The organism is Pseudomonas sp. PA15(2017) (genome assembly GCF_001945395.1).
Lineage (GTDB): Bacteria > Pseudomonadota > Gammaproteobacteria > Pseudomonadales > Pseudomonadaceae > Aquipseudomonas.
This window is the reverse complement of the sequence record NZ_MSXV01000024.1, coordinates 1-11,163: the sequence shown is the minus strand read 5'-3', so window position 1 is coordinate 11,163 and position 11,163 is coordinate 1. Positions and strand designations below refer to the sequence as shown.

The 11,163-nt window shown below is 63.3% G+C and carries 9 protein-coding genes; 3 read left to right on the top strand and 6 right to left on the bottom strand.

Annotated elements, in window-relative coordinates:
* Window positions 1-102: 102 nt before the first annotated feature.
* Together BVH03_RS08810 and ilvA are read right to left on the bottom strand one after the other, a co-directional pair.
* Window positions 103-543 carry a DUF2269 family protein gene (locus BVH03_RS08810; RefSeq protein ID WP_075960813.1) on the bottom strand — a complete coding sequence of 147 codons (441 nt, stop codon included), beginning with the start codon at window positions 541-543 and terminating at the stop codon, window positions 103-105.
* A gap of 174 nt (window positions 544-717) precedes the next feature.
* Complete coding sequence (ilvA, locus tag BVH03_RS08805) at window positions 718-2,232, bottom strand: threonine ammonia-lyase, biosynthetic (RefSeq protein ID WP_075960846.1); 1,515 nt, start codon at window positions 2,230-2,232, stop codon at window positions 718-720.
* 383 nt (window positions 2,233-2,615) lie between these two features.
* On the opposite strand from ilvA, the gene rpiA reads away from it, so the two are divergent.
* Entirely contained in the window at window positions 2,616-3,287 is a 672-nt protein-coding gene (gene rpiA, locus BVH03_RS08800; protein ID WP_075960812.1) for a ribose-5-phosphate isomerase RpiA, read from the top strand.
* A 232-nt stretch (window positions 3,288-3,519) separates the two neighbouring features.
* On the top strand, window positions 3,520-5,472 hold the full coding sequence (locus tag BVH03_RS08795) for an autotransporter domain-containing protein (protein WP_075960811.1): 1,953 nt from the start codon (window positions 3,520-3,522) through the stop codon (window positions 5,470-5,472).
* A gap of 182 nt (window positions 5,473-5,654) precedes the next feature.
* Here the strand turns inward: BVH03_RS08795 and BVH03_RS08790 are convergent, their stop codons facing one another.
* The 4 genes from BVH03_RS08790 to BVH03_RS08775 all read right to left on the bottom strand — a co-directional run bounded on the left by BVH03_RS08790 (window position 5,655) and on the right by BVH03_RS08775 (window position 9,364).
* Window positions 5,655-6,569 (bottom strand): SdiA-regulated domain-containing protein, encoded by a 915-nt coding sequence (locus tag BVH03_RS08790; protein WP_075960810.1) that lies wholly within the window; start codon window positions 6,567-6,569, stop codon window positions 5,655-5,657.
* A 99-nt stretch (window positions 6,570-6,668) separates the two neighbouring features.
* Window positions 6,669-7,016: a NirD/YgiW/YdeI family stress tolerance protein gene (locus tag BVH03_RS08785; protein ID WP_013793364.1), complete on the bottom strand. Its 348-nt coding sequence runs from the start codon at window positions 7,014-7,016 to the stop codon at window positions 6,669-6,671.
* A 266-nt stretch (window positions 7,017-7,282) separates the two neighbouring features.
* Window positions 7,283-7,948, bottom strand: a complete 666-nt coding sequence (locus BVH03_RS08780; protein ID WP_075960809.1) for a fumarylacetoacetate hydrolase family protein — start codon at window positions 7,946-7,948, stop codon at window positions 7,283-7,285.
* Between the two features lie 24 nt (window positions 7,949-7,972).
* Window positions 7,973-9,364 (bottom strand): FAD-binding oxidoreductase, encoded by a 1,392-nt coding sequence (locus BVH03_RS08775; protein WP_075960808.1) that lies wholly within the window; start codon window positions 9,362-9,364, stop codon window positions 7,973-7,975.
* Window positions 9,365-9,548: 184 nt separating this feature from the next.
* Here BVH03_RS08775 and serA point away from each other — a divergent pair, with 184 nt between their 5' ends.
* Window positions 9,549-10,778: a phosphoglycerate dehydrogenase gene (gene serA, locus BVH03_RS08770; protein ID WP_075960807.1), complete on the top strand. Its 1,230-nt coding sequence runs from the start codon at window positions 9,549-9,551 to the stop codon at window positions 10,776-10,778.
* Window positions 10,779-11,163 lie beyond the last annotated feature (385 nt).

Below are 11,163 nucleotides of genomic sequence, written 5' to 3'. Positions count from 1 at the left end.
CACAGATAATCACCAGTCCATCCTACGAGACCGATCGGCCGCTCCCGCCCCACTTAGCCGCCAAAGTCGCCGAACCTGGGCTTAAAGATTATGAACAGGTTCTTAGAGAGGCTTGGCGCCCATCACCGCCATGATCACCACCAGCAACACCACGATCAGCGCGGTGTAGACCGTCACCAGGCGCAGTGACTTGGCGGGCACCGTGCCGTCGGCTTGAGCCTGCCAGGCGCCGAGGCGGCCGAGCAGCAGCAGGCCGACGATCATCAGCACGCCGAACAGAAGGCTGCCCAGCAGCAGCCACAGTTGGCTCAGCGGCCAGCCGGCCAGGTTGACCATCCACCAGCCGGTCACCGGCAGGCTCAGCGCCAGCACGGCGAATACCGGCAGGCTGATGGTGCGGGTGCGCCGCAGCTTGCGTTGCAGCACCTCGCGGTCACCGCCGCGCCAGGCTTTCCAGAGCATGAAAGCATGGGCCAGCACGCCGGCCAGCAGCAGAATGCCGGGCAGCGCATGGAGGACTCTGATCAGCAGATAATGCTCCATCACGGTATTTCCTTTGGTTTTTTATAGTACAGGCCCTGGGTATCGCTGCGCTCAACGCCAGGCTACACGCGCAAGGACGGTAGCCTGGGTGGAGCAGAGCGATACCCGGGAACCTATCAGAGCTATCAAAAGGCCTATGTTGATCGGCGCCTATGAAAGACGCTGATCAAATGGCTAGCCAAGAAACAGCTTGTAGGCCGGGTTGTCGCTTTCGTCCCAGTACGGATAGCCGATGGCGTCCAGCGCCGGCGCCAGCAGATGGCGCTCGTCTTCCGGGACCTGCAGGGCGGCCAGTACCCGGCCGTCGGCGGCGCCATGGTTGCGGTAGTGGAACAGGGTGATGTTCCAGCGCCCGCCCAGCTTGTTGAGGAAGTTGAACAGCGCGCCCGGCCGCTCGGGGAATTCGAAGCGCAACACGCATTCGTCCGGCACCGCCGCCGCATGCCCGCCCACGGTGTGGCGGATATGCAGCTTGGCCAGTTCGTTGTCGGTCAGGTCCAGCACCGGGAAGCCCTGGCCACGCAGGTTCTCCACCAGCGCTGCACGCGGGTCGTTCTCCGGGTGGGTCTGCACGCCAACGAAGATGTGCGCCTCACCGTCCTGGTGATAGCGGTAGTTGAATTCGGTGATCTGCCGCTTGCCGATGGCCTCGCAGAACGCCTTGAAGCTGCCCGGGCGCTCCGGGATGGTCACGGCGATGATCGCCTCGCGCTTTTCGCCCAGCTCGGCGCGCTCGGCCACATGGCGCAGGCGGTCGAAGTTGACGTTGGCACCCGAGTCGATGCCTACCAGCGTCTGGCCGGCGATGCCTTCACGCTCGACGTAACGCTTGATCCCGGCCACGGCCAACGCACCGGCGGGTTCGGTGATCGAACGGGTATCGTCGTAGATATCCTTGATCGCTGCGCAGATCTCGTCGGTGCTGACGGTGATCACCTCGTCCACGCATTGCTTGCAGATATCGAAGGTGTGCTGGCCGATCTGCGCCACCGCCACGCCGTCGGCGAACAGCCCGACCTGGGGCAACACCACGCGCTCGCCAGCGGCCAGGGCCTGCTGCAGGCAGTTGGAGTCGTCCGGTTCCACGCCGATGACCTTGGTGTTCGGGTACAGGTATTTGACGTAGGCGGCGATACCGGCGATCAGGCCGCCGCCGCCCACCGGTACGAACACCGCATGCAGCGGCCCCTGGTGCTGACGGAGGATCTCCATCGCCACGGTACCCTGGCCGGCGATCACCAGCGGGTCGTCGTAAGGGTGGATGTAGGTGTAGCCCTTTTCCTCGACCAGCTTCAGCGAATGGGCCAGGGCCTCGGGAAAGGCGTCGCCGTGCAGCACCACCTTGCCGCCGCGCGAACGCACGCCCTGCACCTTGAGTTCGGGGGTGGTACGCGGCATGACGATGGTCGCCTTCACGCCCATATGCTTGGCGGCCAGGGCCAGGCCCTGGGCATGGTTGCCGGCCGAAGCGGTCACCACGCCACGGGCCAGCTCCTCGGGCGAGAGCTGCGCCAGCTTGTTGTAGGCGCCACGAATCTTGAACGAGTACACCGGCTGCAGATCCTCGCGCTTGAGCAGAATCTGATTGCCCAGGCGTTCGGAAAGCTGACGAGCGGGTTGCAGCGGGGTTTCCACGGCAACGTCATAGACACGGGAGGTCAGGGTCTTCTTGACGTACTGTTCGAGCATGGCAGGCATCGCAGGCGGCTTCGAGGGGAACGGACGAGTCTAACACCAGGGGCTGCCGTCGTTTCAGCACAAGCCGCGTTGCGGCGGAAAATTTCACCAGGTTGCAGAGGGCCGCAACGGCGGCAATTTCCAAGCACTGCAGAAGCGCACGGTGAATTGCACGACCCAAGGGCCGGGCTCATTTGCCTACGATGCTGCATTGCCCGCCGGCTCATTTGGGAGGCCAAACTTTGCGGCTCGCGCCTTGCCTCGCAACAAAATGGGCTCCGGCGCGGTCGCGCTGAAACGACAGCAGCCCCTACATCCGCCGGGCGACCATACGAATTCCGGGGTTTTGCCGGCTATAATCGCGGCTTCGTTTCCTTCCTTCTCGTGGAACCCGCATGACCCAGGATCAGCTCAAACAAGCCGTGGCCCAGGCCGCCGTCGACTTCATCCTTCCCAAGCTCAATGCCAAGAGCGTCATCGGGGTCGGCACTGGCTCCACGGCCAACTGCTTCATCGACGCCCTGGCAGAGCACAAGCTGGAGTTCGACGGCGCGGTGGCCAGCTCCGAAGCCACTGCCGCGCGCCTCAAGGGCCATGGCATTGTGGTGTATGAACTGAACACCGTCAGCGACCTGGAGTTTTACGTCGACGGCGCCGACGAAAGCGACGAGCGCCTGAACCTGATCAAGGGCGGCGGCGCGGCCCTGACCCGCGAGAAGATCGTCGCCGCGGTGGCGCGCACCTTCATCTGCATCGCCGACGGCAGCAAGCTGGTGCCGGTACTCGGCGCATTCCCGCTGCCGGTGGAAGTGATCCCCATGGCCCGTAGCCATGTGGCCCGCGAGCTGGTCAAGCTGGGCGGCGACCCGGTGTACCGCGAAGGCGTGGTGACCGACAACGGCAACGTGATCCTCGATGTGCACAACATGAACATCACCGACCCGGTGAAGCTGGAAGCGGACATCAACGCCATCGTCGGCGTGGTCACCAACGGCCTGTTCGCCGCCCGCCCCGCCGACCTGCTGCTGCTCGGCACCGGCGAAGGTGTCAAACAGCTCAAGCGTTGAACCTTGCCGGCGGGCGCCCAGCGCCCGCCTCCCTGCCAAAACGCACCAAACAGGTGCGCATTCGCCACTCAGCGGCCCGTACCCGTCACTGCCCAGCGTAACGGATAGCTGCTTTTTACACGCGGGCGACACTTGTATCCTTTTCCTGCGCCTTTTTCCTGCCCGTTACGGTTTCCGGCCCGCATACTGCTCTGCAATGGACGCCAGACAACGACAGCATAAGGAGCATGATGTGATCAGATCTCTCATCTTGGGCATGGGCTTGGCGGGTACGCTATTGCCCAGCCTGGCCACGGCGTATCAATACGGCGAGTACGCGGGCGCAACCGTCGACCGGTTGATCAACGACTACCCGGGCCGCTATCGCGGCACCAGCAGTTTTGCGGGCGCGAGCGACTGGATGCAACAGCGCATGGCGGCGACCGGCTATGACAGTTATCGCCAGGACTTCACCTGGGCCGGCAACCGCAGCTCGCAGAACCTGATCGTCGAAGCTGGCGGCATCAGCGGCAACAACCTGGTGGTCGGCGCCCATTTCGACACCTTCTTCGGCCGCCCAGCCCTGCAAGGGCTGGACGACAATGCCTCCGGTGCGGGGGTGCTGACGGAGATCGCCCGCAACCTGGCCGGTCTGTCATTCGAGGATGGCGTGACCTTCATCGGCTTCGGTGCCGAGGAAGAGGGTCTGCGCGGCTCGCGCGCCTACGTCGCCGCTCTGGATACCGAGGCACGCGCCCGCCTGACCGGCATGATCAACATCGACAGCCTGATCACCGGTGACAGGATGTATGCCCACGCCGGCTCGGACAGCGTCGCCGCGCAGGAGCTGACGGCGCTGCGCGAGCATAGCCTGCGCATCGCCAAGGAACTGGGCATCGATTTATCCACCAATCCCGGTCTGAATCCCGGCTATCCTGCCGGCACCGGCTGCTGCAGCGACGCGGAAAGCTTCGAGGGCCTGAACATTCCGGTCCTCTTCGTCGAGGCCACCAATTGGGACATCGGCGACCTCGACGGCTATCAGCAGACCACCAACCCAGCCATTCCCGGCGGCGCCACCTGGCACGACCCGGCTCTCGACAACCAGACCGTGCTGGTCGACGCCCTTGGCGCAGAACGCATCGCCCAGCGCCTGCGTGACTATTCCCGCCTGCTGACGCGCCTGGTGCTGGAGGCGACCAACACCGACCTGCGCTATGCGGCGCAATCCGGCGGTGCAATGCTGGGCACACTGGAAGATTCGCTGCTGCGCCAGCAGCAAACCCACCAGCGCCTGCTGGAACGGCGCTGGCAAGCCCTGCGTGCCACGCCACGCGAGGTCGGCAGCGTCGACGGCGCAGTTGGCGTGGAAGGTGAATGGCAGCCCAGTGGCGGCTTCGACGGCCCGTTGCAGCAACGCTCCCGCCAGGCCACCGCCTACCTGTTTGGCGATGCCCAACTCGGCGAGATACTGAACATTGGTGCCGGCCTCAGCTTCATCCGTGGCAAGGACGACCTGCAGCACGGCGGCAAGGTGCAGAGCGATACCTGGCAGGCCGGCCTTCATGCGCTGCTGGGCAACGCCGGGCCGCTGTGGCTGAACGCCAACCTCAGTGCGGGCCGTACCCGCTTCGACATGACTCGTTCGGTGTTCATCCAGGGCAACGCCGGCGGCCCGGTGCTGCTCGACCAGAGGCTTTCAGGCGATACCGATGCAACCTTCTGGGGCGCACGCCTGCTTGGCGGCCATGACCTGCTGTTCGGCGACTGGCGTACCGGACCGCAGGTGGGGCTCGACTATCGTCGTTACAAGCTCGATGGCTTCAGCGAAAGGTCCACACAACGCACCGCCCTGCGCTTCGCCGACGAGCGCTTTGATTCGTTGGAGTTGAGCCTCGGCTGGCAAGTACGCGGCCACATCACCCTGGATCGGGCCATGCGTCTGCAGCCGTATGCCAGCCTGACCTGGATCGAAGAGCTGGGCGATGGCATGAACGAGGACTTCATGGTGACCAGCCTGGCCGATGGTTCCACGCGCCGGGTGACCAATGGGCGACAAAACGACAAGCACTTCGCCCGTGCGCGCCTCGGCACGCAACTGACCATCAGCGAGGCCTTTGCGGTCTACGCCGAAGCCAATGCGCGCCTGCAGCACGACAACGGTGACCAGGCCGGCTACAGCCTGGGCATGCAGTACCAGTTCTGATCTACAACTTCGCCCGCTGGCTGGATCATGCCGCACCCGCCACCAGCACTGCTGGTGGCGCGCGGCCTGCCCCGGCTGGCGTGTTCACCAGGCCAGCCTGCGACTGCCCATCGGCGCCGCCGCGGCGAGGTGATTGCGGCGCTCAATACCGCAGGCAGGACTGGGCAAGGTCGAACGGCCGATCAGCCGGACTTTTTCTCGAAGGTGTAGAACAGGTTGGGTTCGCTGGTCATGTACAACACGCCCTGGTCATCTATGGTGATGCCTTCGGCTTGCGGTACCGATTTCTTCAGGCCCTGCTGCCCCTGCAGCAGTGACAGGCTACTGATCGGCTTGCCCGCCTCATCCAACTCCACGACCAGACGCGACTCGTCCGAGAGCGCCAGCAGGTGGCCGGTCAGGCTGTCGTAGTGCAGGCTGGAAAGATCACGCACGAAGATGCCGGCGTCGCGTTTGCGGTCATCGCGAATCTGCACGGGACTGGGCGTTGCCGGGTCGAGGTTGGGGAAGCCCTGCACTTCGTAGATGCGCATCGGGTCGCGCTCCTTGGCCACGAACAGCCGCTGACCTTTCAGGTCATAGGCAAGGCCCTCGAAGCCCTTGTTCTTGGTGCCCATTTCCAGGCCCAGCGACATCTGCTGCCCTTCGGCAGCATCGATGGACGTGGTGTTCTCATCGATCCTCACCTTGACCAGCCGCTGCGCTCGCTCGTCAGCGATCACGAAGCGTCCGGGTGCCACATATTCGACGGCTTCCGGATCGCCAAAGCCGATCAGCTCGATCTGCCTCAGCACTCTGCCATCCAGCGACAGCTCGATCAGCTTGGGGTGCTGGTTGGTGACGGTATACAGGCTCTTGCGATCAGGGTCGTAGGTCAACGCTGATACGTCATCCTCCAGCCCTTCGATTCGCTGTGCCTCGATCACCACCCTGTAGTCGCTCAGCCACAGCGAGTGGGCGGGCGCCTCGACCGGCTGGCTGACATTGAACCACGCCCGTTCGAACAGGCGGAACTGCACGGCAACGGTGACCAGTGCGGCCAACAGCACAAGCACCAACAGCAGGAGTAATCCCTTGATCGAAAACAGACGGCCCATGGCGACTCACATATGCAACGACAGAAATGACGACGCCGCCCCTCGAATCATCGAGAGGCGGCCATTCAATGCGGTGATGGGAAGCTAACAGCGTGCGGCTTATTTCACCAGTTCGACGATATCGACGTCGATTTCACGGCTGGTCAGGTCCTTGTCGACTTCACCGGTCAGTTTGACGGTGGCCTTCTCGGAGATGGCCTGCGGCGGCCAGTCTTCGTCGTCGATCTCGACGTGGATGGTGCCGGTGGCGTCCTTGAACTCATAGAGTTCGTCCTGCAGGCGCTTGGTGATCTGGCCCTGCAGCACCACCGGCGTGTCGTCGCCGGCTTTCAGAGCCTGCTCGACCGTGGTGACCTGGGCGACCTGGCCCGGGCCGGTATAGCCGGCAGCCAGAGCGGCGGTGGAGAACAGCGGAGCGAGCAGCAGTGCGATGACGGGAGCTTTCATGGGGATGACCCTCTATCTGTAGATGACGGGGTCAGGTTAAGTCGCCTAGCTGAAGCGAGCCTTAAAGCGGGCTTAAGCGAAGCTTAATTGGCAGGAGGCCGGGTTCAGGGCCGATGACCGCCGTGTGGCGCAAGCGGACGTTCACCGATCCATCGTGGGAACGGGCCATGCCCGTGATTTTTTCGCGGGCATGGCCCGCTCCCACAGGTAAAGCAACGATGTCCGCTTCTGCCTTTCAGCAGCCCATGGATGGGGCGCTACGCCTGTCAGATCACCCGGCTGGCGAAGCTGGAGTGACCAACCAGATCCAGCACCAGCTCGTCGCCGGTATTCAGCGGGCCGACGCCAGCGGGCGTGCCGGTAAGAATCACGTCGCCAGGCTGCAGGTTGAAGTGCCCGGCCATTTCCTGGATCACCGGCACGATCGGGAAGATCATGTCGCCGCTGGTGCCGTCCTGGCGCACGTCGCCGTTGATGGTCAGGCGGATGCCGATGTCGGACAGCTCGCTGATCGCGTCGCCCGGCACGAAGGGCGCCAGCACGCAGGCGCCGTCGAAGGACTTGGCCGGCTCCCACGGGTGGCCCTTGTCCTTGAGCTTGTTCTGTACATCGCGCAGGGTCAGGTCCAGCGCCGGGGCGAAACCGGAGATGGCGTCGAGTACTTCTTCTTCGCTCGGTTTACGCGACAGCGGTTTGCCGATCAGCACGGCGATTTCCACTTCATAGTGCACGGAGCCGCGGTCTTGCGGGATGCTGAAGCCGCCTTCCAGGGGCACCACGCAGCTGCCGGGCTTGATGAACAGCATGGGCTCGGTCGGCAGCGGATTGTTGAGTTCCTTGGCATGCTCGGCGTAGTTACGGCCGACGCATACCACCTTGCCCAGCGGGAAATGGATGCGGGTGCCATCGATGTACTGGTGCTGGTAGCTCATGGTCGCTCCTGTTGTTGTGCACGTTCAGGCGAAGATCTTGCCCGGGTTCATGATGCCGTTGGGGTCGAACACCGCCTTGATCGCCTTCATATAGGCAATTTCCGCCGGTGAGCGGCTGTATTCCAGGTAATCGCGTTTGACCAGGCCCACGCCGTGCTCGGCGGAGATCGAGCCGTTGTAGCGCTGGACGGTCTCGAATACCCATTTGTTGACCCGCGCGCACGAGGCGAAAAAGGCCTCCCTGTCCATATGCTCGGGCTTGAGGATGTTCAGGTGCAGGTTGCCGTCGCCGATATGGCCGTACCAGACCACTTCGTAGTCGGGATAGTGCTCGGTGACGATGGCGTCGATATCGCGCAGAAAGGCCGGCACCTTCGAGACGGTGACGGAAATGTCGTTCTTGTAGGGCGTGTGATGCGAGATGGTCTCGGAGAGGTACTCGCGCAGCTTCCACAGGTTCTTCAGTTGCGTCTGGCTCTGGCTCATCACCCCGTCCAGCACCCAGCCCTGCTCGATGCAGTGCTCGAAGGTGCTCAGCGCCTCGCTGGCCACTTCCTCGCTGCTGGCCTCGAACTCCAGCAGAGCGTAGAACGGGCAGCGGGTCTCGAAGGGCGACGGTACGTCACCGCGGGCCATGATCCGCGCCAGCCCCTTGTCGGAGAAGAACTCGAAGGCCGTGAGGTCGAGCTTGCTCTGGAAAGCGTGCAGCACCGGCATGATCGAGTCGAAATCCGCGGCGCCGAGCACCATGGCGGTGAGGTTGCGCGGGGCGCGATCCAGGCGCATGGTCGCCTCGACCACGAAGCCCAGGGTGCCTTCGGCACCGATGAACAGCTGGCGCAGGTCGTAGCCGGTGGCGTTCTTGATCAGGTCCTTGTTCAACTCGAGCAATTCGCCAGTGCCGGTGACCACTTTCAGCCCCGCCACCCAGTTACGGGTCAGGCCGTAGCGAATCACCTTGATGCCGCCGGCGTTGGTGCCGATGTTGCCGCCGATCTGGCTGGAGCCGCTGGAGGCGAAATCCACCGGGTAGTACAGGCCCTTGTCTTCGGCGAACTGCTGCAGCACGCCAGTGACCACACCCGGCTGGCACACCACGGTGCGGTTGGATTCGTCGAATTCGAGGATCTGGTTCATGTAGTCGAACGCCACCACCACCTCGCCGTGGGCCGCCACCGCCGCCGCCGACAACCCGGTGCGACCGCCCGACGGCACCAGGGCGACCTTGTGGGCGTTGGCCCAGCGCACGATGGCCTGCACCTGTTCGATCGTCTTGGGAAACACGATGGCGCTGGGCGCAGGCGTGTACTGCCGGGTCCAGTCCTTGCCGTAGGTTTCCAGGGACGCGGCGTCGGTGAGCACCTTGCCGGGCTCGACCAGCGTTCTGAGTTCGTCAATCAGCATGAGATCGGTCATAACAACTCTCGAAACGCTCATGGTCGCCCTGAGAACCGTTCAGGTCGCAACCGAGCAAGGAAAAGGGAAGCCATGCTAGCATATGCCCCCCGCAAATCGCGCTGTACAGCGACTTGCCGGCCCGATTGGCGAGCATGCCGATCCTTCTCCTGACACTTAAATTAGTGGGGCAACAGGTACTCCGATGAGCACGACCTCTCTCGACAAGAGCAAGATCAAGTTCCTTCTTCTCGAAGGCGTCCACCAAAACGCCGTGGATACCCTGAAGGCGTCCGGCTACACCAACATCGAGTACCTCAAGACCGCGCTCTCCGGCGATGAGCTGAAGGCCAAGATCGCCGACGCACACTTCATCGGCATCCGTTCGCGCACCCAACTGACCGAAGAGGTCTTCGACTGCGCCAGGAAGCTGGTCGCCGTCGGCTGCTTCTGCATCGGCACCAACCAGGTCGACCTGGACGCCGCTCGCGAGCGCGGTATCGCCGTGTTCAACGCGCCGTATTCCAACACCCGTTCGGTCGCCGAACTGGTGCTGGCCCAGGCCATCCTGCTGCTGCGCGGCATTCCCGAGAAGAACGCCTCCTGCCACCGTGGCGGCTGGATCAAGTCGGCAGCCAACTCCTTCGAAATCCGCGGCAAGAAGCTGGGTATCGTCGGTTATGGCTCGATCGGCACCCAGCTCTCGGTACTCGCCGAAGCCCTCGGCATGCAGGTGTTCTTCTACGACACCGTGACCAAGCTGCCACTGGGCAACGCTCAGCAGATCGGCAAGCTGCATGACCTGCTCGGCCTGTGCGACATCGTCTCCCTGCACGTACCGGAGCTGCCGTCCACCCAATGGATGATCGGCGAAGCGGAAATCCGCGCCATGAAGAAGGGCGGCATCCTGATCAACGCCGCCCGCGGCACCGTGGTCGAACTCGACCATCTGGCTCAGGCAATCAAGGACGAGCACCTGATCGGCGCGGCCATCGACGTGTTCCCGGTCGAGCCGAAGTCCAACGACGACGTCTTCGAAAGCCCGCTACGCGGCCTGGATCGCGTGATCCTGACCCCGCACATCGGCGGTTCCACCGCCGAAGCCCAGGCCAACATCGGCCTCGAAGTGGCCGAGAAGCTGGTCAAGTACAGCGACAACGGCACCTCGGTGTCCTCGGTCAACTTCCCGGAAGTGGCCCTGCCGGCACACCCGGGCAAGCACCGTCTGCTGCACATCCACGCCAACGTGCCGGGTGTGATGAGCGAGATCAACAAGGTGTTCGCCGACAACGGCATCAACATCTCCGGCCAGTACCTGCAGACCAACGACAAGGTCGGCTACGTGGTCATCGACGTCGATGCCGATTACTCGGACCTGGCGCTGGAGAAGCTGCAGCAGGTCAATGGCACCATTCGCAGCCGCGTGCTGTTCTAAGAACCTGTTCATAATCTTTAAGCCCAGGTTCGGCGACTTTGGCGGCTAAGTGGGGCGGGAGCGGCCGATCGGTCTCGTAGGATGGACTGGTGATTATCTGTGGGAGCGGGCCATGCCCGCGAAAAATCACGGGCATGGACTGGGCGCCCCCGCCCGTTCCCACAGGTGAAGCAACGATGTCCGCTCCTGCCTTGTAGTTGCCGCTTCATGCGCAGACAAGACTTTGAACAGGCTCTAAGCCGTTCGCGGTAACGAAAAAGGGAGGCTTCGCAGACTGTGTGAAAACCTAGCAGTCCGAGGGTGAGTTGAAGACAATGCCTCTATCGGTTGATAGGGGCATTGTCGTTTATGGGTTATATCCAGGGCGAAGGTCGCGGGCAAAGCA